This window comes from Streptomyces sp. NPDC002265 (assembly GCF_040296125.1).
Taxonomy (GTDB): domain Bacteria; phylum Actinomycetota; class Actinomycetes; order Streptomycetales; family Streptomycetaceae; genus Streptomyces.
In genome coordinates this window covers 1-24,608 of record NZ_JBEOWS010000057.1, presented here as the reverse complement: position 1 = coordinate 24,608, position 24,608 = coordinate 1, and the positions used below count along the sequence as shown (strand labels likewise).

25 protein-coding genes are annotated in these 24,608 nt (G+C 71.2%); 15 read left to right on the top strand and 10 right to left on the bottom strand.

Annotated features, from left to right (window positions below; genetic code table 11):
- Positions 1 to 42 precede the first annotated feature (42 nt).
- A complete protein-coding gene (locus tag ABT085_RS13415; protein WP_351605771.1) occupies positions 43 to 1,050 on the top strand; it encodes a C40 family peptidase in 1,008 nt (335 codons plus the stop codon).
- Positions 1,051 to 1,309: 259 nt separating this feature from the next.
- Positions 1,310 to 2,014, top strand: coding sequence for a phosphatase PAP2 family protein (locus ABT085_RS13410; RefSeq protein WP_351605768.1), 705 nt, complete (start codon positions 1,310 to 1,312; stop codon positions 2,012 to 2,014).
- A gap of 82 nt (positions 2,015 to 2,096) precedes the next feature.
- Here the strand turns inward: ABT085_RS13410 and ABT085_RS13405 are convergent, their stop codons facing one another.
- Complete coding sequence (locus ABT085_RS13405; RefSeq protein WP_351605765.1) at positions 2,097 to 3,668, bottom strand: FAD-binding oxidoreductase; 1,572 nt, start codon at positions 3,666 to 3,668, stop codon at positions 2,097 to 2,099.
- Between the two features lie 365 nt (positions 3,669 to 4,033).
- On the opposite strand from ABT085_RS13405, the gene pstS reads away from it, so the two are divergent.
- From pstS to pstB, 4 genes are all read left to right on the top strand, one after another.
- Positions 4,034 to 5,161 carry a phosphate ABC transporter substrate-binding protein PstS gene (gene pstS / locus ABT085_RS13400; RefSeq protein WP_351605763.1) on the top strand — a complete coding sequence of 376 codons (1,128 nt, stop codon included), beginning with the start codon at positions 4,034 to 4,036 and terminating at the stop codon, positions 5,159 to 5,161.
- 139 nt (positions 5,162 to 5,300) lie between these two features.
- Positions 5,301 to 6,302 (top strand): phosphate ABC transporter permease subunit PstC, encoded by a 1,002-nt coding sequence (pstC, locus tag ABT085_RS13395; RefSeq protein WP_351605760.1) that lies wholly within the window; start codon positions 5,301 to 5,303, stop codon positions 6,300 to 6,302.
- Complete coding sequence (gene pstA, locus ABT085_RS13390) at positions 6,299 to 7,360, top strand: phosphate ABC transporter permease PstA (RefSeq protein ID WP_351605747.1); 1,062 nt, start codon at positions 6,299 to 6,301, stop codon at positions 7,358 to 7,360. The genes pstC and pstA overlap by 4 nt, the downstream gene beginning before the upstream one ends.
- Positions 7,361 to 7,426: 66 nt before the next feature.
- The gene (gene pstB / locus ABT085_RS13385) at positions 7,427 to 8,203 is read left to right on the top strand and encodes a phosphate ABC transporter ATP-binding protein PstB (RefSeq protein ID WP_152894423.1); all 777 of its coding nucleotides are present in this window, start codon (positions 7,427 to 7,429) and stop codon (positions 8,201 to 8,203) included.
- Between the two features lie 230 nt (positions 8,204 to 8,433).
- Here the strand turns inward: pstB and ABT085_RS13380 are convergent, their stop codons facing one another.
- From ABT085_RS13380 to ABT085_RS13370, 3 genes are all read right to left on the bottom strand, one after another.
- The gene (locus ABT085_RS13380; RefSeq protein WP_351605744.1) at positions 8,434 to 8,847 is read right to left on the bottom strand and encodes a hypothetical protein; all 414 of its coding nucleotides are present in this window, start codon (positions 8,845 to 8,847) and stop codon (positions 8,434 to 8,436) included.
- Between the two features lie 65 nt (positions 8,848 to 8,912).
- On the bottom strand, positions 8,913 to 9,911 hold the full coding sequence (locus ABT085_RS13375; RefSeq protein ID WP_351605741.1) for an inorganic phosphate transporter: 999 nt from the start codon (positions 9,909 to 9,911) through the stop codon (positions 8,913 to 8,915).
- Between the two features lie 7 nt (positions 9,912 to 9,918).
- Positions 9,919 to 10,539: a DUF47 family protein gene (locus tag ABT085_RS13370; RefSeq protein ID WP_162468166.1), complete on the bottom strand. Its 621-nt coding sequence runs from the start codon at positions 10,537 to 10,539 to the stop codon at positions 9,919 to 9,921.
- A 202-nt stretch (positions 10,540 to 10,741) separates the two neighbouring features.
- Here ABT085_RS13370 and ABT085_RS13365 point away from each other — a divergent pair, with 202 nt between their 5' ends.
- Complete coding sequence (locus tag ABT085_RS13365; RefSeq protein WP_351605737.1) at positions 10,742 to 11,083, top strand: metal-sensitive transcriptional regulator; 342 nt, start codon at positions 10,742 to 10,744, stop codon at positions 11,081 to 11,083.
- Positions 11,084 to 11,151: 68 nt separating this feature from the next.
- Here the strand turns inward: ABT085_RS13365 and ABT085_RS13360 are convergent, their stop codons facing one another.
- Positions 11,152 to 11,319: a hypothetical protein gene (locus ABT085_RS13360; RefSeq protein WP_351605799.1), complete on the bottom strand. Its 168-nt coding sequence runs from the start codon at positions 11,317 to 11,319 to the stop codon at positions 11,152 to 11,154.
- Positions 11,320 to 11,409: 90 nt separating this feature from the next.
- Positions 11,410 to 12,258, bottom strand: coding sequence for an SCO4651 family lipoprotein (locus tag ABT085_RS13355; RefSeq protein ID WP_351605734.1), 849 nt, complete (start codon positions 12,256 to 12,258; stop codon positions 11,410 to 11,412).
- Between the two features lie 145 nt (positions 12,259 to 12,403).
- Here ABT085_RS13355 and ABT085_RS13350 point away from each other — a divergent pair, with 145 nt between their 5' ends.
- Positions 12,404 to 12,580, top strand: coding sequence for a hypothetical protein (locus ABT085_RS13350; RefSeq protein ID WP_351605797.1), 177 nt, complete (start codon positions 12,404 to 12,406; stop codon positions 12,578 to 12,580).
- A gap of 151 nt (positions 12,581 to 12,731) precedes the next feature.
- Here the strand turns inward: ABT085_RS13350 and ABT085_RS13345 are convergent, their stop codons facing one another.
- The 3 genes from ABT085_RS13345 to ABT085_RS13335 are packed head-to-tail and all read right to left on the bottom strand — an operon-like array spanning position 12,732 to position 16,456.
- Entirely contained in the window at positions 12,732 to 13,154 is a 423-nt protein-coding gene (locus ABT085_RS13345; protein WP_351605731.1) for an NUDIX hydrolase, read from the bottom strand.
- Positions 13,155 to 13,176: 22 nt separating this feature from the next.
- Positions 13,177 to 14,244 carry a CHAD domain-containing protein gene (locus tag ABT085_RS13340; protein ID WP_351605728.1) on the bottom strand — a complete coding sequence of 356 codons (1,068 nt, stop codon included), beginning with the start codon at positions 14,242 to 14,244 and terminating at the stop codon, positions 13,177 to 13,179.
- A complete protein-coding gene (locus ABT085_RS13335) occupies positions 14,225 to 16,456 on the bottom strand; it encodes an RNA degradosome polyphosphate kinase (protein ID WP_351605726.1) in 2,232 nt (743 codons plus the stop codon). The genes ABT085_RS13340 and ABT085_RS13335 overlap by 20 nt, the downstream gene beginning before the upstream one ends.
- A gap of 437 nt (positions 16,457 to 16,893) precedes the next feature.
- Here ABT085_RS13335 and ABT085_RS13330 point away from each other — a divergent pair, with 437 nt between their 5' ends.
- Genes ABT085_RS13330 through ABT085_RS13305 form a run of 6 tightly spaced genes read left to right on the top strand, consistent with a single transcriptional unit; the run spans position 16,894 to position 21,564 of the window.
- Positions 16,894 to 17,436, top strand: a complete 543-nt coding sequence (locus ABT085_RS13330) for an RNA polymerase sigma factor (RefSeq protein ID WP_351605723.1) — start codon at positions 16,894 to 16,896, stop codon at positions 17,434 to 17,436.
- Complete coding sequence (locus ABT085_RS13325) at positions 17,433 to 18,290, top strand: anti-sigma factor family protein (RefSeq protein WP_351605720.1); 858 nt, start codon at positions 17,433 to 17,435, stop codon at positions 18,288 to 18,290. The genes ABT085_RS13330 and ABT085_RS13325 overlap by 4 nt, the downstream gene beginning before the upstream one ends.
- Positions 18,287 to 18,463: a hypothetical protein gene (locus tag ABT085_RS13320; RefSeq protein WP_351605717.1), complete on the top strand. Its 177-nt coding sequence runs from the start codon at positions 18,287 to 18,289 to the stop codon at positions 18,461 to 18,463. Before ABT085_RS13325 ends, ABT085_RS13320 begins: the two co-directional genes overlap by 4 nt.
- Positions 18,460 to 19,320 (top strand): ABC transporter ATP-binding protein, encoded by an 861-nt coding sequence (locus tag ABT085_RS13315; RefSeq protein WP_351605715.1) that lies wholly within the window; start codon positions 18,460 to 18,462, stop codon positions 19,318 to 19,320. The genes ABT085_RS13320 and ABT085_RS13315 overlap by 4 nt, the downstream gene beginning before the upstream one ends.
- The gene (locus ABT085_RS13310) at positions 19,317 to 20,873 is read left to right on the top strand and encodes an ABC transporter permease (RefSeq protein WP_351605712.1); all 1,557 of its coding nucleotides are present in this window, start codon (positions 19,317 to 19,319) and stop codon (positions 20,871 to 20,873) included. Before ABT085_RS13315 ends, ABT085_RS13310 begins: the two co-directional genes overlap by 4 nt.
- On the top strand, positions 20,854 to 21,564 hold the full coding sequence (locus ABT085_RS13305) for an ABC transporter (RefSeq protein ID WP_351605709.1): 711 nt from the start codon (positions 20,854 to 20,856) through the stop codon (positions 21,562 to 21,564). The genes ABT085_RS13310 and ABT085_RS13305 overlap by 20 nt, the downstream gene beginning before the upstream one ends.
- Before the next feature lie 75 nt (positions 21,565 to 21,639).
- On the opposite strand, the gene mshD is transcribed toward ABT085_RS13305, so the two are convergent.
- On the bottom strand, positions 21,640 to 22,566 hold the full coding sequence (gene mshD / locus ABT085_RS13300; protein ID WP_351605707.1) for a mycothiol synthase: 927 nt from the start codon (positions 22,564 to 22,566) through the stop codon (positions 21,640 to 21,642).
- A gap of 199 nt (positions 22,567 to 22,765) precedes the next feature.
- Here mshD and ABT085_RS13295 point away from each other — a divergent pair, with 199 nt between their 5' ends.
- A complete protein-coding gene (locus ABT085_RS13295) occupies positions 22,766 to 24,571 on the top strand; it encodes a bifunctional metallophosphatase/5'-nucleotidase (protein ID WP_351605704.1) in 1,806 nt (601 codons plus the stop codon).
- Positions 24,572 to 24,608: the final 37 nt, after the last annotated feature.

Genomic DNA, 24,608 nt, shown 5'->3' with positions numbered 1-24,608 from the left:
CCCTAGACTGACCGCGGCGGACTCCCGGTCGGCGAGGGGCGGTTGACGGTGCGTAGGACGTGGGTCGTGGTGACCGCTGTCGCCGGTGCCGGGCTCGCCTTCGTGATGCTGCTCGTTGTCGGGGTGTACGTCGTCGCCGGGAACATCGCCAACCAGGTGGGCGGCGGGACCCGGGCGCTGGCCAAGGGGGCCGTACCCGTGGCGTATCAGACACTGGTTCAGAAATGGGGCAATCTCTGCCCCGCCCTCAACCCGGCCCTGCTGGCCGCCCAGTTGTACCAGGAGAGCGGGTTCAACCCGAACGCCAGGAGCCAGGCGGCCGCGCAGGGGATAGCGCAGTTCATCCCGGGGACCTGGGCCACGCACGGCATCGACGGGGACGGGGACGGGGACCGTGACGTCTGGGACCCGAACGACGCGATCCCGTCGGCCGCCTCGTACGACTGCCAGCTCGCCGCCTATGTGAAGAACGTGCCGGGCAACGTCACGGACAACATGCTCGCCGCCTACAACGCGGGGGCCTACGCGGTCATCAGGTACCGGGGCGTGCCGCCGTACGCGGAGACCCGCAACTACGTGAAGACGATCACGACGCTGGAGGAGTCCTTCGCCGCGCCCGTCACCCGGGTCGATCCGTCGAGGCAGGCCGCCGGGGCGATCTACTACGCGCAGAAGAAGCTCGGCACGCCCTATCTGTGGGGCGGCAACGGCACCGCCGACCAGGGCGGCCGCTTCGACTGCTCGGGGCTGACGAAGGCTTCGTACGCCAGTGTCGGGATCACGCTGCCGCGGGTCGCCAACGACCAGTACAACGCCGGGCCGCACCCCAAGCGGTCCGAACTGCTGCCCGGGGACCTGGTGTTCTTCTCCCACGACCTCGGCGACTCGCGGGCCATCCATCACGTGGGCATCTACGTGGGCGGCGGGTACATGATCGACGCGCCCCGGACGGGCGCCGTGATCCGGTTCGACCCGATCGACAACTCCGAGTATTTCGGGGCCACCCGGGTCACCGAAGATGGCGCGAAAGCGTTGCCCACCAGGGTGTGAACCGAGTGTGAACCCACCCCCTGAGCTGCGATGACGTATCTCTCTTCGATAACGTCTGCGTGATCATTCGGTGGAGTGTGGAACGTATTCACCAGGGCCGTGCGTTCCTGTTGACGTAGTCCGGTGGGCGGTGGACGGCACAGGCCGGATGCGCGGATGGGCGCACGGCGATCGGAAGCGGATCTACGGGCCACGGGGGTGGGCAGGAACGGGCGCACGAGCGGTGCGTCCGGGGCAACGACGAAGGGGCCGCAGCGCCATGGCTGGACTCGCTGAATCCGGGTCGAACCCTGACGTCGACCTGCTCTACGACATCAACGGCCTGGCCGGGAGCACGCCGCACTGGTTCGACCGCGGTGTCGCGTTCGTCGGCGAGTACGGACTGCTGCTCGCCATGGTGTTGGTGGTGCTCTGGTGCTGGTCCAGCGTGCGGCGGCGCGGCGGGGACGAAGCCGCCTCCTCCGTCGCGGGACTGGTGTGGGCGCCGCTGGCGGCCGGCATCGCGGTCCTGGTGAACGTGCCGATCCGCGGGTTCGTGCAGCGGCCCCGGCCCTTCCTCGACCACCAGGGACTCGACGTCCTCGTCTCCGGCAAGAACGACTACTCGTTCGTGAGCGACCACGCCACCATCACCATGGCGATCGGCGTCGGCCTGTTCGTCACGAACCGCAGGTTCGGTCTCCTGGGGATCGCGCTGGCGATGCTGGAAGGCTTCTGCCGCGTCTACATGGGCGTGCACTACCCGACCGACGTCGTCGGCGGGTTCGCGCTCGGCACGGCCGTGGCCCTGCTGCTGTCGCCGCCGGCCATGCTGATGCTCACACCGCTGATGAAGGCCGTGGAGCAGTCGCCCAGGGCCGGACGGCTGATCCGGCGCCGGCCGGCCGGGGACGGTCCGGACGCGGTGGTCCCGGAGGCGCGCAGCGCGTCCTCGTCGGACGCGGAGCGCGACCTCGCGGCCTGAACCGCGTGCCTGAGCCGAGCCTCCGAGCGCCTGCGCGCGCTCGAGGTCCCGGACGCCCGAGCGCCCGGGACCGGTTACAGGGCTACAGGGCCTGCGGGTAGCTGAAGAAGCGGTTCGGGTCGTAGGTCTTCTTCACCTGGGCCAGCCGCGACGCCGCGGCGCCGTAGTACGCCTGCCGCCAGTTCGTCAGGGTCGGGTCCGTGTAGTTCTGGTAGGCGGCGCCCGAGGCGTACGGCTTCATCGCGTCGTGGGCCTGGGTCAGCCAGGACTGGGCCGTGGTGCCCGACGTGCCGGCCCGCCAGGACGCTATGTACTGCGCCAGCATGCGGGAGCGGCGGTGCACGAAAGCCGTCGCCGTGGGGGAGACCCGGTTGACCGCGCCGCCGAGGGCCGTCAGGGCGATGCTGCCCGCGCCGCCGCGCGTCGCGGCGATCCGGTCGAGCAGGGTCTGGACGCCGGCCGAGGACAGGGAGCGGTCGAAGAAGTCCGAGCGCGCCGCGTACGTCTCCCGGCCCAGCGCGCCCTGCGCGGAGCGTCCCGGGGTCGAGCCCGGCAGATGGCACTGGGCGTCGGTGGAGAAGGAGGAGCAGCCGGCGTAGATCTCCATCGCCTCCTCGTAACCGCGGCGGCGCAGCGTCACGCTGCGGGCCGGGGCGCCGACCCGGTCGGCGAGGCGGTCGACGGCGTTCTGGAGCTCGCCGTACGTGCCGACGGAGAAGGCCGCCACGGAGACCGTGGGCGTACCGCCGGAGCTCTCCAGGTGCAGCGAGGACCAGATCTCGTCCGGCTGGGACGGACCCCACTCCTGCCAGGCCTTCACCACCGCGGCCGCCTTCGTCCACGGCCAGGTCAGGTACGCGGTGACGGCCTGCGGGGCGGCATGGGTGCGGAAGCGCAGTTCGGTGACGACACCGAAGTTGCCGTTGCCCGCGCCGCGCAGGGCCCAGAAGAGCTCCTTGTTCTCGGTGGCGTTGGCGGTCACCTCCTTGCCGTCCGCCGTGATCAGGGTCGCCTGGGTGAGGCTGTCGCAGGTCAGGCCGTACGCGCGGGAGGCCACCCCGTGGCCGCCGCCCAGCACCAGACCGGAGACGCCCACGGTCGGGCAGGAGCCCGCGGGGATCGTCACGCCCTTCGCCGCCAGCCCGCGGTAGACGTCGATCAGCTTGGCCCCGGCGCCGACGACCGCGGAGTCGCCGCTGCTGCGGACCCGGTTCAGCTTGGAGACGTCGAGGATCAGACGGGCGTTGCCCGAGGACCAGCCCGCGTAGGAGTGGCCGCCGTTGCGGATCGACACCTGGATGTGGTGGGCGCGGGCGTACGCGAGGGTCGTACGGATGTCGTCCGCGTGCGCGACATAGGCGACCGCGGCGGGCTTCAGGCCGTCGAAGCGGGTGTTGTAGAGCTGGTGGGCCGTCTGCCAGCCGGCGTCACCCGGGCGGACCAGGGGGCCGTCCAGATCACGGCCGAGCGCGGTCCAGTTCGCGGGGGCCGAGCCCGCTGCGGTGATCAGTGAGGGGGTGGCGGCGACGGAGGTGTCCGTCGTGGCCGAAGGGCCGGCACTGCGCGCCGCCCCGCTTCCCCCGCTTCTGCACCCGGCCGTCGCGACCGCCGCTATCGCGGCCGCGCCGCCTCCGATGAACGCACGCCGTTCCATGTGGCCTCCTGCCCGTTCCTTTGGAACCAGACGAGCCTTGCGGCCGGAGGGTTCCCGGGGCAGCCGAGAGTACGTCGGCGGGGGTGATCGACGGGGGTGTCCGAAAGGTGATCTGCGCCTCCAGGTGGTTTGCTGGGTGGGTAGTGCGTCGGGACCTTCACGTGCCCTCCCCGTGAGCCTTCCGTGACCTAACCGCACCGCCCTCAGGGGTTCACCTTCCGTTCACCTCGGACCTCAGGTCGCGTCACCTGTTCTGCCTAATTTCGGGCTTACCCGATGCGGAGCGCACACGAATATGCGTCCGTTTCGAGTCAGTCTCCGCACGCCGCCGAACAGGACGGCGGCTCCTGGAAGGAATTTCCTCAGTGAAGCTTCAGCGCAAGAACCGGCGAGTCCTCGCTCTCGGCGCTCTCGCCGTCTCCGGCGCCCTGGCCCTCACGGCGTGCGGCTCCGACGACACGGGCACCAACGCCAGCGACACCTCGTCGGCCAGCGCGAACACCAGCAGCGTCAAGTGTGACGATGCCAAGGGGCAGCTGCTGGCGGACGGCTCGTCCGCGCAGAAGAACGCGATCGACGCCTGGGTCAAGCAGTTCACCGCCGCCTGCAAGACGGTGCAGATCAACTACAAGGGCTCCGGCTCCGGCGCCGGTGTCACCGCGTTCACCCAGGGTCAGGTCGCCTTCGCCGGTTCCGACTCCGCGCTGAAGCCCGAAGAGGTCACCGCCTCCAAGTCGGTCTGCACCGGCGGCCAGGGCATCGACCTCCCGATGGTCGGCGGCCCGATCGCCATCGCGTACAAGCTCGACGGTGTGGACGACCTGGTCCTGGACGCCCCGACCATCGCGAAGATCTTCGACGGCAAGATCGCCAAGTGGAACGACGCCGCGATCAAGAAGCTGAACCCCTCCGCGAAGCTGCCCGACCTCAAGATCCAGGCGTTCCACCGCTCGGACGAGTCCGGCACCACGGACAACTTCACCAAGTACCTGATCGCCACCACGCCGGACAACTGGAAGTACTCCGGCGGTAAGGCCTGGCAGGCCAAGGGCGGCCAGTCGGCGTCCGGCTCCTCCGGTGTCGCCGCGGGCGTCAAGCAGACCAACGGCGCCATCGGCTACATGGAGCTGTCGTACGCCAAGGACGGTCTGTCCACGGTCGCCGTCGACACGGGTGCCTCCGCCCCGGTCAAGGCCTCCTCCGACGGTGCCACCAAGGCCATCGCCGACGCGAAGGTCGTCGGCACCGGCAGCGACCTGGCGCTCAAGATGAACTACCTGACCAAGGCCGAGGGTGCCTACCCGCTGACCCTGGTCACCTACGAGATCGCCTGCGACAAGGGCAACAAGGCCGACACGCTGGCCGCCACGAAGGCGTTCCTCACCTACATCTCCAGCGAAGACGGCCAGGGCATCCTGTCCGGCATCGACTACGCGCCCATCCCGGCCGACATCATCGCCAAGGTTCGCACCACCGTCGCGAGCCTGAGCTAGTCCCAAGGTGTGGTCCGGTCCCGGTAACCGATCCGGGACCGGACCACACCGTCCGGTGCACCGCCGCCATGAGCCGTACCGCAAGGTCGGCTCCGCCGAGCCGCTCCCATCCGAGCGGCTCCGCAGACCGGAGAACCAGATGGATATATCAACACAGAACACTCATGTCCCACCCCCGACGCCTCAGCGCTCCGGGGGCACTCGCAAGCGCGCCGGCGCCACCCGCCGCGGTGACCAGGTCTTCCTCGGTCTTTCCCGCGGGTCGGGCATCCTGCTGCTGGTGATCATGGCCGCGATCGCGGTCTTCCTCACCTACCGCGCCTCTCTCGCGATCAGCAAGGACCAGGGCAACTTCCTCACCACCTTCGAGTGGAACACCGGCCTTCAGCCGCCGGTCTTCGGTGTCGCGGTGCTGGCCTTCGGCACCGTCGTCTCCTCGGTCATCGCCATGGCCATCGCGGTCCCGATCGCCGTCGCCATCGCGCTGTTCATCACGCACTACGCGCCGCGCAGGATCGGCGGCACCATCGCGTACGTGATCGACCTGCTCGCCGCCGTGCCGTCCATCGTGTACGGCCTGTGGGGCGCCCTGATCCTCGTGCCGCACATGAACGGCCTGTACGGCTGGCTCAACGACTACTTCGGCTGGACCGGGATCTTCTCCTGGGACGAGGGCGCGCCCCGCGCGATGCTCACCGTCGGCGTCCTGCTCGCGATCATGATCCTTCCGATCATCACCAACGTGAGCCGCGAGGTCTTCCGCCAGGTTCCGCAGATGCACGAGGAAGCGGCCCTTGCTCTCGGCGCCACGCGCTGGGAGGTCATCCGCATGTCCGTGCTGCCGTTCGGCCGTTCCGGCGTCATCTCCGCCTCGATGCTCGGCCTCGGCCGCGCGCTCGGCGAGACGATGGCCGTCGCCACGGTGCTCTCCCCGAGCTTCGACATCCAGGCCAGCCTGCTCAACCCGGGCGGCGGAACGTTCGCCCAGAACATCGCCAGCAAGTTCAACGAGGCGACGGAGTTCGGCCGTGACGCGCTCATCGCCTCCGGTCTGGTCCTGTTCGTCATCACCCTGCTGGTCAACGGCGCGGCCCGCATGATCATCGCCCGCCGCAAGGAGTACTCGGGGGCCAACGCATGAGCCACGCAGCCGTCGCCGCCAAGCGGCCCAGCACTCTTCGCGGAGCCACGCTCCCGAACTGGTCGCCGTGGGCCATCGCCGGTGGTTCCCTCGTCGTCGCGGCCGGGATCGGCCTCGCCGCCGGCCTCGACAGCCACATCCAGTGGGGCCTGATCGCAACCCTTCTGTTCCTCGTCGGCACCTACGTCATCGCCGCGCGCGTCGAGGGACGCCGACAGGCCAAGGACCGCATCGCGACCTCGCTGGTCTGGGTCGCCTTCGTGCTCGCCGTGATCCCGCTGGTCTCCCTGATCTGGGTGACCGTGCAGCGCGGTGTGAAGGTCCTCGACCCCTACTTCCTGACCCACTCCATGGGTGTGGTCGCCGACTCCGAGCCGGGCGGTGGCATCTACCACGCCATCCTCGGCAGCCTGGAGCAGGTCGCCCTCGCCACGGTCATCGGCGCGCCGATCGGTGTGCTCACCGCGATCTACCTCGTCGAGTACGGGCGCGGCAGCCTCGCCAAGGCCGTCACCTTCTTCGTGGACGTCATGACGGGTATCCCGTCGATCGTCGCGGGTCTGTTCATCCTCAGCCTCATGCTGATGTCCGACATGCAGCCCTTCGGCTTCGCCGGCTCGCTCGCGCTGGCGATCCTGATGATGCCGGTGGTCGTCCGCTCCACCGAGGAGATGCTCAAGCTCGTACCCAACGAGCTGCGTGAGGCGTCCCTGGCGCTCGGCATCCCGAAGTGGCGCACGATCCTGAAGGTGGTCCTGCCGACCTCCATCGGCGGCATCACGACCGGCATCATGCTGTCGGTGGCCCGTATCGCGGGCGAGACCGCTCCGGTGCTGCTGCTGGTGTTCGGCAACCCGTTCATCAACGCCAACCCCTTCGAGGGTGCGCAGGCCTCCCTGCCGCTGTACATCTACCAGCAGTACTCGCAGAGTGCTGGTTCGACGGCGGCGTACGACAGGGCCTGGGCGGCGTCGCTGACGCTGATCGCCTTCGTGATGATCCTGAACCTGGTGGCCCGCGGCATCGCCCGCTGGAAGGCCCCGAAGACCGGTCGCTGAGGCGACGACTCAAGGCTCCGCCGTGCGGGGCCCTCGGCGACTGAAGATTCTGGAAGTGAAGTAGTCATGGCCAAGCGAATCGACGTAAGCGGACTCACCGCCTACTACGGCTCCCACAAGGCGATCGAAGACATCTCGATGACGGTCGAGCCCCGCTCGGTGACGGCCTTCATCGGTCCCTCGGGCTGCGGCAAGTCGACGTTCCTGCGCACCCTGAACCGTATGCACGAGGTCACCACGGGTGGCCGCGTCGAGGGCAAGGTGCTCCTGGACGACGAGGACCTCTACGGCCCGGCCATCGACCCGGTGTCGGTGCGCCGCGAGGTCGGCATGGTCTTCCAGCGCCCGAACCCCTTCCCCACGATGTCGATCTTCGACAACGTGGCGGCGGGGCTGCGCCTGAACGGCAAGTACAAGAAGAGCGAGCTGAACGACATCGTCGAGCGGTCGCTCAAGGGCGCGAACCTCTGGAACGAGGTCAAGGACCGCCTGAACAAGCCCGGCTCCGGTCTGTCCGGTGGTCAGCAGCAGCGACTGTGCATCGCCCGCGCGATCGCGGTCGAGCCAAAGGTCCTGCTCATGGACGAGCCCTGCTCGGCCCTCGACCCGATCTCCACCCTCGCCATCGAGGACCTGATCGGTGAGCTGAAGGAGCGCTTCACGATCGTCATCGTGACGCACAACATGCAGCAGGCCGCGCGTGTCTCCGACCGTACGGCGTTCTTCAACCTCGCGGCGGTCGGCCAGCCCGGCAAGCTCATCGAGATCGACGACACGGAGCGGATCTTCTCCAACCCGTCGCGTCAGGCGACCGAGGACTACATCTCGGGTCGCTTCGGCTAGGCCGTCCCGGCCTGTGGAGTGTCGGCCGCGGGTCCGTCGTGGCTGGTCGCGCAGGTCCCCGCGCCCCTTCAGGGCACGGCCGGACCGGACCTGACCTGACGGATCCGCCGGGGCCGACGCTCCCGGAAGACCCCTCGTGGTGCTGCATGGCGGTGCCACCGCGAGGCAAAGAAGGGCCCGCCCCCTGGCTCCCGGGGGGCGGGCCCTTCTGTTGTCACATGGCGTACGGATCAGCCGTTGCCCGCGTAGAACTCCTCCCAGCCGCTACAGGTGCTGTCCTGCACGACCCCGTCGTCCTGGATGCAGACGTCGATGTAGACGTAAGCCGTCTCGGAGACGTCCTGGTCCGACTCCACGCAGTTACCGCGGCCGTTGCCGTTGTAGAAGGAGTGCACGGCGCCACCGGAGCCGACCTTCCAGTAGCCCCTGACACCGGCCGCGTCGGAGTCGTTGTCGCAGACCGCGAAGATGTCGCCGTAAGCGGTGAAGTTCATCGAACCGGCGGCCGGCGCGTACGTGCTGGTCTTCTTGGTCTTCACCGTGCCGTCGCCGGCCGAGGCCGGTGCGGCTCCGAGTGCCAGGACCGCGGTCACGGCCGAGACCGTTCCCCCGATGTACAGAAGTCGCTTGCTCAGAGTCGGCATGATCTTCCCCTCCCCCTTGTCGAACGCTTGTGCGCGCGACGCTAACAGGGGAGGGGAGGGCGGGTTTACAGAAACGCGAGATTGACGACCCAGAAGCCGCCCGCCGCCACGATCGCGGCCGCCGGCATGGTGATGAACCAGCCCAGGACGATGTTCTTGGCGACACCCCAGCGCACCGCGTTCACACGCTTCGTCGCGCCGACGCCCATGATCGCCGAGGTGATGACGTGGGTCGTGGAGATCGGCGCCTTGAACAGGAACGCCGTGGTGAACATGATCGACGCGCCGGTCGTCTCCGCGGCGAAGCCCTGCGGCGGGTCCAGTTCGATGATCTTGCGGCCGAGAGTGCGCATGATGCGCCAGCCGCCGGCGTACGTGCCCAGCGACAGCATGATCGCGCAGACCAGCTTGACCCAGACCGGGATCGGGTCGCTGTAGTCCTCGACACCCGCGATGACCAGGGCCATCACGACGACACCCATCGTCTTCTGGGCGTCCTGCAGACCGTGGCCGAGCGCCATGCCCGCCGCCGAGACGGTCTGCGCGATGCGGAAACCGCGCTTGGCCTTGTGCGGGTTGGCCTTCCGGAAGATCCACAGGATCGCGGTCATGACCAGGTAACCGGCGAGCAGGCCCACGATCGGCGACAGGAACATCGGAATGACGATCTTGTCGAGCACCCCGTTCCAGTAGACGGTCGTGCCGCCCGCGAGCGCAGCGCCCACCATGCCGCCGAACAGGGCGTGGGAGGAGGAGGACGGCAGGCCGAAGTACCAGGTGATCAGGTTCCAGGTGATCGCGCCGACCAGGGCCGCGAACAGGATGGCCATCCCGCGCGAGCCCTCGGGCGTCTGGATGATGCCCTCGCTGACGGTCTTGGCGACCCCGCTGCCCAGGAAGGCACCGGCGAGGTTCATGACCGCCGCCATGGCGAGCGCCGCACGAGGGGTCAGCGCCCGGGTGGAGACCGACGTCGCGATCGCGTTGGCCGAATCGTGGAAGCCGTTGGTGTACGTGAAGAAGAGCGCGACCCCGATGGTCACGACCAGAGCGAAGGTGTCCATGGAGAGGTCAGGACTCCTTGACCGCGATGGTCTCCACGGTGTTGGCGACGTGCTCGAACGCGTCCGCCGCTTCCTCCAGGACGTCCACGATCTGCTTCAGCTTGAGGACCTCGATCGCGTCGTACTTGCCGTTGAACAGATGGGCCAGCAGCTTGCGGTGGATCTGGTCGGCCTGGTTCTCGAGGCGGTTGACCTCGATCCAGTACTCGGTGAGGTTCTGCATGGTGCGCAGGTTCGGCATGGCCTCCGCGGTCAGGTCCGCGGCCCGTGCCAGCACCTCGATCTGCTGTTCGACGCCCTTGGGCAGGTCCTCCACGTTGTAGAGGACGACCAGGTCGACGGCCTCCTCCATGAAGTCCATGATGTCGTCGAGGGACGAGGCGAGGGTGTAGATGTCCTCGCGGTCGAAGGGCGTGATGAACGAGGAGTTCAACTGGTGGAAGATCGCATGGGTGGCGTCGTCACCGGCGTGTTCCGCGGCCCGCATACGCTCTGCGATCTCGGCTCGGCCGGAAGCGTCCGCCCCGAGCAGTTCCATCAGGAGTTTCGAGCCCGTGACGATGTTGTCCGCGGACGCGGCGAACATATCGTAGAAGCTCGTCTCCCTGGGGGTCAGACGAAAGCGCACGTGGGGTCCTCGGGATGCATCGGTTCGGTCAGGTTGATGCTAGGCGCATCATCCGGCCACGGCTAATGGGCCGCCCCCCAGTGTCGCCCATCGGACAGAGCGATCAGCACAGGGGCCGCCGGCGGCCATGAGCAAGGGCCCTATACCCAGCAAAGTTCGTTACCATATACCCACCAGGGGTATCAGTCAGCAGGAGGACGCCATGACGACCACAGAGGCCGGCGCCACGGCGCCCTCCGAAGCCGCCGCATCCGGGTCGGCCGTGCACGGATACCACAAGCAGAAGGACGAACACCTCAAGCGGCTGCGCCGGATCGAGGGCCAGATCCGCGGGCTTCAGCGCATGGTCGACGAGGACGTCTACTGCATCGACATACTCACCCAGGTGTCCGCCTCCACCAAGGCCCTGCAGTCCTTCGCGCTGCAGCTCCTGGAGGAACACCTGCGCCACTGCGTCGCCGACGCGGCCGTCAAGGGCGGCGCCGAGATCGACGCCAAGGTGGACGAGGCGACGAAGGCGATCGGCCGGCTGCTGCGGACCTGACGGCCGGCGGCGGATACGAGGCGGTGGCTACGCGGCGGCAGGTACGAGGCGGCGCGTGCGGTCGGTGCTCAGCCGCAGGCGGTCCGCTCCTCCGCCACCCGCAGCACCTCGTCGATGCTCTCCAGGCTGAGCCGGTCCTCGCCGGCGGCCGAGGCCGCGATGATCAGCTCGCCGCACAGTTCGATCTCGGCGAGGGCCACGTGGTCCTGAACTGTCGTACCGCCGAGCGGAGCCACGCGCGTCACCTCACTTCTGCCGTCACCGACTTCCTAGAGTAGGGAGCGCCCTACATACCGCGCATGGCACGGACGGGCTAGTCCTGTGCCTCACTCCTCGGCGATCCTGCCCGCGTAGATGTCCCCGGCGGCCGGCAGCCGTACCTCCACGGGGGCCCCGAAACCGTAGAGCAGCGCCGTCGACGCGACCGCCACGGCGTCCCGCTGCCGTCCGTTGACGAAGCTGAACCGCTGCCGGATCTTGCGGATGCGCCCCTGGTCGTCGAGGTAGACGTCGAAGGGCACCTCGGGCGTGGCGAACCCGGTCGCCGCCGCCTTCAGCGCGGCCCGCCCGCCGGCCGAGGCGCGCCGCGCCGCGTCGCTCAGGTCGGCGGTGCCGCGGTAGTGCCGCACGCTGGTCCCGGCCACCTCCGTCCGGCCCAGATACCTCGCCGCCCGCGTCCCGCGCAGCACCTCGGCGGCCGCGTACGGATCGGTGGCACCGCCGGTCACCAGGTTCCCGTCCGACAGGCCGGCCGTGTCCACCCGGACCCACTTGTCGTCCGGCACCCCCGCGCCCCGGTTCTTCATGAACAGGGCGCCCGGCGCGAGGAGTTCGGTGATGGGCCGGTGCTCGCTCTGCCCGGACGGGTCCTGCGGCAGCATCACCTTCAGCCGGCCGAGCTGCCTGCGGTAGTCGTAGACGCCCTCGCCCCGGATGGTGACGCGGGTGCCGCCGGTCGCCATCTCCATGGACGTACGGGCCTGCGAGCTGCCCGCGTCCACCAGCCGGTCGGCGGCGTGGCGCAGGGTCTCGACGGGATCGCCCGCACCCCGCGCGTCCTCGGCGGCGGCGCCGCTCCAGGAGCATCCGGTGGCCCCGACGCAGACCCAGGCCACGAGTCCCGCCACGGCGGTCGTGCCCGCCGTCCGGCCGTGCCACCGCTGCCTTGCCGTCATCGCCTGCCTACCCCCAGCCGGTATGTCCGTCACGGGCCCCTGTCGTCTCGGCTAACGACGGGCAGGTGACGCCGGTCACGCGCGTGGCGTGTCACCGGGAGGCGCGATACGAGCCCTTTACCGACGGCTCGGTACTCTGGCAGGCGTGGCGCAGCAGGAGGGGCCGGACCGTATCCGGGAACAACCGGAACAACACATGACGACCACGGTCGAGCAGGGGCCGTTCTGTCTGGCCCGCTGTGCCTGCGGCTGGCGAGGGCCGGCCCGCCGGGCCCGGAGCCAGGCCCGCACGGACGCGGAGACGCACGTGACGGGCGGCTGAGCCGGTCTCGCAGCCCCGGGCGAACCGGGGCCCGCCAGGCGGTCGGTGGCGCGGGTTGCAGGTGTGGCGTACGGCTGACAGCGGGTCGTCGACCAGGGTCCGGTCGCGGGCTGGGTGAGCCGCGGCTCGCCAGGCGGCCGGTGGTGAGGGTTCAGGCGTGGCGTACGGCCGACAGCAGGTCGTCGACCAGGGTCCGGTCGTGGGGCTGGGTGAGCCGGTTGCGGGCCGAGAGCGGGGACAGCCACAGGACCCGGTCCACCTCGTCGTTCGGGGCGAACGTGCCCGCGACGGCCTCGGCGGCCCAGTAACGGACCTGCTTGGGACGGCCGTTGGCGAGATAGTGCAGGGTGGGCAGCCGGGCGCCGGGCTCGGCGGTGTAACCGGTCTCCTCCGCCACCTCGCGCAGCGCGCCGACGAGGGCGTCCTCGCCGCGCTTGAGCTTGCCCTTGGGGTGGGACCAGTCGTCGTACTTCGGACGGTGGACCAGGCAGAGTTCCAGCTGCCCGTCATGGGGAGAGCGGCGCCACAGGACGCAGCCGGCCGCCTGGACGGTGGTGTCGTTCGATTCGGTCACCGGGGTTCAGCCTCCCAGCGGATCAGGACGTACCGACGGTCTGTTTCTGCCAGGCCTGCTGGAAGGCGAACCTGGCCGCCTCCACCTCGTGGCGCTGGTCGGCGTGGAGCACGCCCAGCGCGTACGCCGTCGCCGGCGCGATGCGGGGCGTACGGGCCGCCTGGGCGGCGGCCGCGGCCGCCTCCGAGGCGTCGCGGTGCCGGTTGAGGGCCCGGCCCGCCGCCGGTACGCACAGGTGCAGCGGGGTGTCGTCGCCGTCCGGGGCGGGCACCTCGCGGGCGTAGCGGTACAGGCGCAGCAGCAGGCGGACCTGGTGCCAGGGGGCGTCCTGGGCGTGCGGGGCGGGGTCCGGGGAGAGGCCGTGGACGAGGGCCTCCGCGTTGTAGGGGTGGCCCGCGGTGACCAGGGGCAGGGCGGCGACCGCGTCCGTGAGGCGCTCCCGGGCCGCGTCGGTCAGTGGCCGCAGGTCCGTGCCGACGGCGGCGGGGGCTAGCGGGACGTCGCTGGCGAGCACGGCGAGCTTGTCCGCGACGGCGTGGAAGCGGGACGAGCCGAGCGCCTGGAGTGCGGTGGAGTGGGCCCGGGTCCGGGCCAGCGTCAACTGCCGTTCGAGCAGGGCGCCCGCCTTCGCCGCGCCCACGGTGAGGTTGCCGCGTTCCCCCGCGGGCGGCGGCACGGCCGGGCCGGCGGCGCCCGGTGCCGTGGCCACCGCCGACTGGGCCGGCAGGGGCATCGCGCCCGACAGCCGGTGCAGCGCCAGCAGCAGCCGGTCCAGCCGTGCCTCGCACGCGTGTTCCAGCGCCAGGGTGCCGGACAGCCAGGCCAGTTCGGGCCGGATCTCCTCCGACCAGGTGCTGTCCAGCAGCGGACGGTAGGTGTGCAGGCTGCCGCTGATGCGGCGGGCGGACCGGCGCAGGGCCAGGGCCGCTTCGGCGGACCCCCCCGCGCCGCCCGCCGTGCCACCGGTCTCCCGGTGCAGGCGCAGGGCGCGGAGGAACTCCGTGGCCTGGGACCGGAGGTAACGCGCGAGGGCGTCACCCTTCACCGGCTCGGCCGTGGGGTCCGTCGGGTCAAGGTGTTGCTGTGCCACGCCGGCGCCTCCGGGCGTCTATGAGCATCTCCTGGACGTTGCGCAGGGGCTGTCCGTCCGCGTCCGTCGCGTGCCGGGTCCACTCGCCGTCCGGGCCCAGGTGCCAGGACGAGGTGGAGTCCGACATGCCGGTCTCCAGCAACCGGTTGAGGGTCGCGCGGTGGGCCGGGTCGGTGACCCGGACCAGGGCCTCGATGCGGCGGTCGAGGTTGCGGTGCATCATGTCGGCGCTGCCGATCCACACCTCGGGCTCGCCGCCGTTGCCGAAGCCGAACACCCGGGAGTGTTCGAGGAATCGGCCGAGGATGGAGCGGACCCGTATGTTCTCCGACAGGCCGGTGACGCCCGGTCGCACCGCGCAGATGCCGCGCACCCAGATGTCGACCGGCACGCCCGCCTGGGACGCGCGGTAGCACGCGTCGATGATCGCTTCGTCCACCATCGAGTTGACCTTGATGCGGACATGGGCGGGCCGTCCGGCACGGTGGTGCTGGACTTCCTTGTTGATGCGTGCGATCAGCCCGTCCCGCAGGGACTTGGGGGCGACCAGCAGGCGGCGGTAGGTCTCCCGGCGGGAGTAGCCGGAGAGTCGGTTGAACAGGTCGGACAGGTCGGCGCCGACCTGCGGGTCGGCCGTCAGCAGGCCCAGGTCCTCGTAGAGGCGGGCCGTCTTCGGGTGGTAGTTGCCGGTGCCCACGTGGCTGTAGCGGCGGAGCGTCTCGCCCTCCTGGCGGACCACCAGGGACAGCTTGCAGTGGGTCTTGAGGCCGACGAGGCCGTACACGACGTGGCAGCCGGCCTCCTCCAGCTTGCGCGCCCACTTGATGTTGGCGTGCTCGTCGAAGCGGGCCTTGATCTCGACCAGGACGAGGACCTGCTTGCCGGACTCGGCGGCGTCGATCAGCGCGTCGACGATCGGCGAGTCGCCCGAGGTCCGGTACAGGGTCTGCTTGATGGCGAGGACGTCGGGGTCGGCCGCGGCCTGCTCCAGGAAGGCCTGGACGGAGGTGGAGAAGGAGTCGTACGGGTGGTGCAGGAGCACGTCGCGGCTGCGCAGCGCCGCGAAGATGTCGGGGGCCGAGGCGGACTCGACCTCCGCCAGGTCGCGGTGGGTGCCGGCGATGAACTTGGGGTACTTCAGCTCGGGACGGTCGAGGCCGTGGATGCGGAAGAGGCCCGTGAGGTCCAGCGGACCCGGCAGCGGGTACACCTCCGCCTCGCTGATCTTCAGCTCCCGCACCAGGAGGTCCAGCACCTCGCGGTCGATGGACTCCTCGACCTCCAGGCGCACCGGCGGCCCGAAGCGGCGCCGCATGAGCTCCTTCTCCAGGGCCTGGAGGAGGTTCTCGGTGTCGTCCTCCTCGACCTCCAGGTCCTCGTTGCGGGTGAGCCGGAAGGCGTGGCTCTCCAGCACCTCCATGCCCGGGAACAGCTCCTCCAGGTGGGCGGCGATGACGTCCTCGATGGGGACGTACCGGCCGGGGGAGCTCTCCAGGAAGCGGGACAGCAGCGGCGGCACCTTGACGCGGGCGAAGTGCTTGTGCCCGCTGACCGGGTTGCGTACGACGACGGCCAGGTTCAGCGACAGGCCGGAGATGTACGGGAAGGGGTGCGCCGGGTCGACCGCGAGGGGGGTCAGCACCGGGAAGATCTGGTGGCGGAAGAGCGTGAAGAGGCGCGCCTGCTCCTTCTCCGTCAGCTCGCTCCAGCGGACCAGGTGGATGCCCTCCTCCGCGAGTGCGGGGGCGACGTCCTCGTGGTAGCAGGCGGCGTGCCGGGCCATGAGCTCGCGGGAGCGGGCCCAGATCATCTCCAGCACCTCGCGGGGCTGGAGGCCGGAGGCGGAGCGGGTGGCCACCCCGGTGGCGATACGGCGCTTCAGGCCGGCCACCCGGACCATGAAGAACTCGTCCAGGTTACTGGCGAAGATCGCCAGGAAGTTGGCGCGTTCGAGCAGGGGGGTGTTCGGGTCCTCGGCGAGTTCGAGGACGCGCTCGTTGAAGGCCAGCCAGCTGCGCTCCCGGTCGAGGAATCGACCCTGCGGCAGCTGGGGCCCCTCGTACGGCGACTCCTCGTAGGCGTCGAGATCGGCGTCGATGTCGGGTTCCAGGTCGGAGACCGCGGCCGACACGGTGTGCGGACGGTGCGCGGCTATGGAGCCCACGGAGGGCTGCGGGTGCTGGACCGGTGCCTGGGCGTTTGGCTGGCTCATGGACCCATTCTTTCGCGCCAGCAGGTAGACGGGCGCGTCGAGGCGTCCGAGCGGGAGCGCGTCGGCATCGCCCTCATGGGGTGGCGAGCCCTCGGGCGCGACTGGGTTCATTGGCCGAGCGTCGCAAGACAGTCTGAACCAACGGTTACGGGGACATGGCGTGCGGGATATCGGGGCGCGGCCCCGGGGCGTCCATCGCGGGACGTGAGCCCTCCCTTCGGCGGGAGGCCTCGGCTTCGTACGCTACTCCCCCTCCCCGGGGAACGCGCGAAGCCGTCGGACGGCCGGTCCAGTGCCGGTCACCGGTGCCGAGCCGGGGTGCGGCCATCCGATTCACCTCTATTTCACCGATGAAGCAGTGACATGGATTCAGGGTGATCGGAAAAGTCGAGGGCCGAGGTGTGAACCGATCGGCAGGGCTCGTCCGATGAGGAGATGTGAGCGAGACGAGAAGCGACGGGGAGCTGCTGCGCGCTGTCGCGGCGGACGCCGACCGGCGCGCCTTCGAGGAGCTGTACCGGCGCTTCGCGCCCTGGCTGAGCGCCCGGCTGCGCAGCCGGTGCGCCGACGCCGGGATCGTCGACGACGTCGTACAGGAGACGTTCCTCGCGGTGTGGCGGGGGACCGCCCGCTACCGCGAGGACGGTGACGTGGCCGGCTGGCTGTGGCGCATCGGGTCACGGCGGCTGGTCGACGTGGTGCGCGGCGACGGCGCACGGGGGCGGCTGCGGCAGGCGCTGGCACGGCTGCGGCACCGGGACGAGGTCTCGGCGGAGGAACGCGTGCTCGCGGGGGTGGAGCACGGGGACCTCGCCGGGGCCCTGCTGCGGCTCTCGCCCGAGCTGCGGGCCGTCCTGCAGGCGACGGTCGTCGACGGGCTCACGACCCGGGAGGCGGCCGTACTGCTCGGCATCCCGCCCGGCACGGTCAAGACGCGGGCCCTGCGCGCCCGCAAGCAACTGCGGGAGGCGCTGGCATGACCACCACCTGGCATGTGCCCGAGGACGATCTCCGGGCCTACACGCGAGGCGAGTTGGCGGCACCGCGGCTGTGGTCCGCCGACACCCACCTGGCGGCCTGCGCCGACTGCCGCGCCCGGCTCGCGCTGCTCGCCGACCCCGTCGCGCTGGACGCCGGCTGGGAACGGCTCGACGCCGAACTCGACGCGCCACGGCGCGGGTTCGTCGAGTCGCTGATGGTACGGGTCGGCGTCGCCGACCACACGGCCCGGCTGCTCACCGCCACGCCCGTGCTGCGCCGCTCCTGGCTCGCGGCGGTCGCCGCGGTCCTGCTCATGACGGTGCTGACCACCGGAGCCGTCGGCGACGGACACTCGCCGACGCTGTTCCTCGTCCTGGCGCCGCTGCTGCCGCTCGCCGGGGTGGCGCTGTCGTACGGGCCCGCGCTCGACCCGACGTACGAGATGGGCGTCGTCTCCCCGCTGCACGGCTTCCGGCTGCTGCTGATCCGTACGGTCGCCGTGCTGACGGTCGGCCTCGGACTGAACGGCCTCGCGACCCTCGCGCTGCCCGCCTACGGGCTGCGCGCGCTGGCCTGGCTGCTGCCCGCGCTCGCGCTGACCGCGACCGGACTGGCGCTGACGTCCCGCCTGGGCCCGGTCGTCGCGCCCGCCCTGGTCGGCGGAGCCTGGATCGGTCTGCTCCTCGCGGCGAGCGCGACCGGCGAGGGGACGCTCGCGCCGTTCACCGCGGCCGGGCAGGGCGTGGCGGGCGCGGTCGCGGCGCTCGCCGCCGGGCTGCTCTACCTCGCCCGCGACCGGTTCGACGCCTCGGTCGTGCCGTTCACCGAGTTCCGGCAGGGGGGTGGCGGGTGACCGCGCAGGGCCGGGGACGCCGTGCGGCCGCGGACGGGCGCTCCCTCGCCCCGCTCACCCACGCGCCCGCCGCCGAACCCGCCGCCACGCCCGCCGCCACGCCCGCCGCCGAACCCGCCGCCGCGACCGGCGCCATCGACTTCATCCACGCCACTCACGGGAGTGCCCCATGACCGTCACCGTCTCCGCCTCCGGGCTGACCCTGCGCTACGGCGGCACCGCCGCCCTCGACGAGGTGACCCTGCGGCTGACCGAAGGAGTGACCGGGCTGCTCGGACCGAACGGGGCGGGCAAGACCACCCTGCTGCGGGTCCTCGCCACCGCCGTGCCGCCCGACCGGGGCGCCTTCAGCGTCCTCGGACACGACCCGAGCACCACGGCCGGACGGCAGAACGTCCGCCGCGCCCTGGGCTACCTTCCGCAGAGCCCGGGATTCCACCCGGACTTCACCGCCTTCGAGTTCGTCGACTACGTGGCGATCCTCAAGGAGATGACGGACCGCGGCGCCCGGCACCGCGAGGTGCGGCGGATACTCGACGCCGTCGACCTGTCCGAGGTGCGCGGCCGGCGCATCAAGCGGCTGTCCGGCGGGATGCGGCAGCGGGTCGCGCTCGCCGCCGCCCTCGTCGGCGATCCCGGCTTCCTCGTCCTCGACGAGCCGACCGTCGGCCTGGACCCCGAACAGCGCATGCGGTTCCGGGAGCTGATCGCCCAGGCGGGCGAGGGCCGGACGGTGCTGCTCTCCACCCACCAGACCGAGGACGTGGCGATGCTCTGCCACCGTGTGATCGTCATGGCCGGGGGCCGCCTCCGCTTCGAGGGCACCCCCGCCGAGCTCACCGCACAGGCCGCGGGCCGGGTGTGGAGCAGCGCCGAGCGGGATCCGGGGGCGCTGGCGGGCTGGCGCACCGGACTCGGCACCTTCCGCAACGTCGGCGAGCCGCCCGAGGGCGCCGACCTCCTCGAACCGACCCTGGAGGACGGCTACCTGCTCGCTCTCGACGGCACGTCGGCGCAGGTGACGGCATGAGCGCCACCGAGGTCGTGCAGACGGCCGCCACGACCGCCGGGCCGGCCCCCGCCCCTGCTCCCCGGCGGGCCGCGGCCGTGCTCGCCCTGGCCCGCTTCGAGGCCCGTGAACTCCTCCAGTTCGTCCCGGTGTTCTCCTTCCTGCTCCTCTACGTCGGCTACACCGCATGGCAGTTGTACTCGGGCGGCGACGGCATGGGTGCCTACCCGGCCCTCCAGGACGTCGACCGGGGCACCCAGATCAAGCCTGAGCTGCTCGGCATCGCCCTGCTCATCTGCGTCAACCGGGCCGCGCTGCGCTCCCGCCGCAACGGCACCGACCGGCACGACGGCATCCTGCCCATGGAGCCCTGGCGGCGTACGGTCGCGCACGTCCTGTCCGTGGTGCCCTACGCGGCGCTCACCGCGCTCGTCGTGGCCGTCGAGTTCACCTGGGCCGCGCTGAAGCCCGGCGCGAGCGGCCACGGCTCGTTCTTCGAACTGGTTGTCGGCCCGCTCTGCGTCCTGCTGTCCGGCGTAGCCGGCGTCCTGCTCGCCCGGCTGATCCCGTCCTTCTTCGCCGCCCCGCTCGTGGTGATCGGCGGCTACGTCCTGCTCGTCCTCGCCGCCGTGAACCTGGACGGCTCGCACGGAGCGCGCTGGCTGCTGCCCACCGTCACCGAGAGCGGCGCCGGACCCCTCCCGTCCGATCTCCTCGGCCGCCCGGCCGCCTGGCACGCGCTGTACCTGACGGGGCTGATCCTCCTCGTGGCGTGCGGCGCGGTGCTGCTGAGCGGCGCCCGCACCCGTGCGGCACTGGCGGTGACCGCCCTCGCCCTGGCCGTCACCGTCACGGGGGCCGTGGGGCAGGCCCCGGGCGACTCGGCCGCCCTGAAGGCCGCCCGCGCCGAGGCCTCCGTGCACCCGGAACGGGTCCAGTCGTGCACCGTCCACGGCACCTCGACGTACTGCGCCTTCCCCGAGTGGAGCGGCCGCACCGCCGACTGGGCGGCCGCGGCCGACCGGGTGCGCCGCCTCGCGGGCGGTGCCGCGGGCGGCGTGCGGCTGACCGTACGGCAGCGGGTGGAAGCCCGTTACGGCCTGGCGGACGACGCCGCGATCGCCCCGCTCACCAGGCCCGGCCAGGTCAGCGTGGGCACCGAGTGGGGTGGCGACCGCAGCGCCCAGTTCGCGGTCGGGGTCGCCTCCGTGCTGGTGGCGGGCGACGAGCGGGCCGGCAGCGAGGTGTGCGACGCCCGGGTGGTGACGATCATGTGGCTCGCGCTGGGCGCGGAGCCCGACCCGCTGGCCGGGTTGCGCGGCACCCGCCTCGACGACAGCGTCGAGGGTTCCGCGATCGCGCTGACGCCCGTCGCCTCCGTCGCCATGACCGCCGGACAGACCGATGTCGTCCGGCAGCTGCTGCGGCAGCCGCGCTACGGCGTCATCGCCAAGGTGAAGGCGCACTGGACGGAGCTGACCTCCCCGCGGACATCGCTCACGCGGGTGGCACAGCTGCTGGACGTGACGGCGCCCACGACGAGGGAGGACAGCGGTGACACCTGTGACTGGTGAGCGACGGCCGAGGCCGTACGCCGTGCTCCGCGCCCTGCTCCGCCCGCTCCGGCGCACCCTGCCCTGGCCCGCCCTCACGGCGACCGGCGGTCTCGGACTGCTGCTCGCCGGGCTGCCCCGGCTGCTGTCCGGCGCCCCCGATCCATGGCTGTGCCTCAACCTGCTGCGGGCCGCCGCGCTCTGTCTCGCGCTGGGCCTGGCGTTCCTGCTCGACGACCCCGCCCGGCACACCACCGCGCCGGTGCCGGTGCGCCGGCCACTGCGCGCCGCCCTGCGGCTGGCGCTGGCCGCGCCGGTCACCGCGCTGTGCTGGGCGGCCGCGCTGCTGCTCGTACCGGAGCAGGCGCGGCCCCCGGTGGGCGCGCTCACCCTGGAGGCGGCCGCGATCGCCTCGCTCGCGCTGGCCGGCGCCTCGGCCGCAGTCCGGTTCACGGACGGGACCCGGCCGGGCGCCGCCGTCGCGGCCGCTCTGGCGGCCGTCTCGGTGACCGTGCCGACGCTGCTGCTGCCGCAGCGGTGGGCGCTGCTGGTGACGGTGGGCGACCGGCACTGGGCGGATGCGCACGAGCGGTGGGCGGGGCTGCTGCTGGTGGGCGTCGCGGTGGTGGCGCTCTGCGCCCCGGAGCCACTGCGCCGCGGGTCCCTCCCGTACCCCCGGCGGCCACGGGAGCACGCCCCGGCCACCGCCTGAGGACACGTCACCCGGCTGCCGGCCGGGACGCGTCGTCCCGCCGGGGCCGAGCAGGCGCCCGGTGGTGACGGCCGCTCAGGTCTCCGTGCGGTACATCAGGTCCGTCTCGTACGTGAGGAATCCGAGGCGCTCGTAGACGGACACCGCCGCCTTGTTGTCGGCGTCGACGTAGAGCATGGCGGTCGGCAGCGCCTGCGCGGCGAGATGGCGCAGGCCGATCGTGGTCAGAGCCTTGCCGAGGCCGCCGCCCTGAGCGCCGGGGGCGACACCGAGGACGTAGACCTCGCCGATCCCCTCCTCGGCGTGCACCTTGGTCCAGTGGAAGCCGATCAGCCGGTCCTCGCGGAAGGCGAGGAAGAAGCCCGCGGGGTCGAACCACGCCTCGGCCTTGCGGTCGTCGAGGTCGCGCTGGGTGAGGGAGCCCTGTTCGGGGTGGTGGGCGAACGCGGCGGCGTTCGCGGCGAGCCAGGCCGCGTCGTCGGCGCCCGGCCGGAAGGCGCGCACGCTCACGCCCTCGGGCAGCACCGGGTCGGGCAGGTCGAGCCCGGCCAGGGGCCGCCGCATCTGGCGAAGTTCGCGGAACAGGGTGAGGCCGAGGACCTGGGCCAGGTGCCGGGCCGCGGAGTGGCCGCCGTGCGCCCACACCCGCAGCCGCTTGCCGGAGGCGGCGAGCAGCGCGGAGCCCAGTGCCCGCCCGTGCCCGTGCCCGCGGTACGCGGGGTGCACGACCATCTCGGCGGCCGGGGCCTCCACCGGGTCGGTGTCCTCCAGCTGTGCGTAGCCGAGGAGTTCGCCGCCCGTGGTCAGCAACAGGTGGGAGACCCCTTCGCGGGCTCCGCCGCGCAGTTGCAGCCGGCCCTGCTCGGACACCGCCTGCTGGCCGTCGTTGTGGGCGGCCTCCGCGAGCAGTGCGAGCACGGCCTCGGTCTGTTCCGCGGAGAGCGTGGAGAGGGTCTCGATGGATCGGGCGCCGGGGAGCCGTGCGATGTCGTCGCTGGTCATGCGTACGAGGGTAAGGGGAGTGCTGGGCAAAGTGGCGGCAGGAACAGGGTAAGGCGGAGGCAAAGGGAAACCTGGATGTAACCCTGAAACCCCTGTCGTGCTACGCGCGTTGACCTTAGGCTGCGCCGGACGGGCACACCTACAGCCGACCCGCGGGGCCACACCGGCCACGTGGACGCCATCAGCCTCAGGGGGGCGCATGCCAGCCACATCTCCGTCGTATCCGAGCCGCAGACGTCGTACGTACCGGGTTCTCGCGGCCGCCGCCGGTCTCGCCACGGTCGGCGCACTGGCCGCCGCGCTGCCGGCGAACGCGCACGACAACGGCAGGCACGGTCATCCGCGGCCGGCCCGCTACCAGGACGTCCAGCTGCTGTCCTTCAACGACCTGCACGGCAACCTCGAACCGCCGTCGGGTTCCTCCGGCCGGGTCACCGAGCTCCAGGCCGACGGCACGACGAAGACCATCGACGCGGGCGGCGTGGAGTACCTCGCGACGCATCTGCGCCAGGCCCGCACGGGCCACCCGTACTCGATCACCGCGGCCGGCGGCGACATGGTCGGGGCCTCCCCGCTGATCTCGGGCCTGTTCCACGACGAGCCCACCATCGAGGCGCTGAACAAGCTCGACCTGGACGTCACGTCCGTCGGCAACCACGAGTTCGACGAGGGGGCCAAGGAACTGGCCCGGCTCCAGAACGGCGGCTGCCACCCGACGGCCGGCTGCTACACGGACAAGAAGTTCAAGGGCGCCGACTTTCCGTACCTCGCGGCGAACGTCATCGACGAGAAGACCGGCAAGCCGATCCTCAAGCCGTACACGGTGTGGAAGAAGAACGGCGTCAAGATCGGCTTCATCGGCGTGACCCTGGAGGGCACCCCGGGCATCGTCTCCGCCGACGGCGTCAAGGGCCTCAAGTTCCAGGACGAGGTCGAGACGATCAACAAGTACGCCAAGGTGCTGGACAAGCAGGGCGTGAAGTCGATCGTCGCGCTGATCCACGAGGGCGGACTGCCGGCCTCGGGCGCGTACAACTACAACTGCGACTCGCCGGGCGCCGGTGACGGCATCTCCGGACCGATCGTCGACATCGCCAAGAACATCACGCCGAAGGTCGACGCGCTGGTCACCGGCCACACCCACGCGGCCTACGTGTGCACCATCCCCGACCCGTCGGGCAAGCCGCGCATGGTCACCTCGGCCGCGTCCTTCGGCCGCCTCTACACGGACACCACGCTCACGTACGACCGCTTCACCGGCGACATCGCCCGTACGTCCGTGAAGTCCGCGAACCGCGTGGTCACCCGGGACGTCGCCAAGGCGGCCGACATGACCGCGCTGATCAGCAAGTGGAACACCCTGGCCGCCCCGGTCGGCAACCGGGCGATCGGCTACATCTCCGCCGACGTCAACAGCACCGGCACCGAGTCCCCGATGGGCGACCTGATCGCGGACGCGCAGCTGGCGTACGCCAGGGAGCTGGACCCGAAGACCGCCGTGGCGCTGATGAACCCGGGCGGGGTCCGCGCCGGTCTCACCTACGCGGCCAAGGGCAGCGAGGGTGACGGTGTGGTGACGTACGCCGAGGGCTTCACGGTGCAGCCGTTCGCCAACACCGTGAACCTCCAGGACTTCACCGGAGCCCAGCTCATCCAGGTGCTGAAGGAGCAGGTCAGCGGCTCGAACGCGGCCGCGCCGAAGATCCTCCAGCCTTCGGCGAACCTGACGTACACGCTGGACCTGACGAAGTCCGGCGCCGACCGTGTCGTCACCGACTCCATCCGGCTGAACGGCGCCGCCATCGACCCGGCGGCCACCTACCGCGTCGCGACGAACAGCTTCCTCGCGGGCGGCGGTGACGGCTTCACCACGCTGGGCCTGGGCACGAACGACGTGGTCGGCGTCGACGACCTGGAGGCGCTGGTGCGGTACCTGACGGCCAACTCGTCGGCGGCGGCCCCGCTGGCGCCGCCGGCCACCAACCGGATCACGATCGTCCAGTAGGTCTGCCTGTTCCCCGAGGGGCCCGGGACGTACGTGC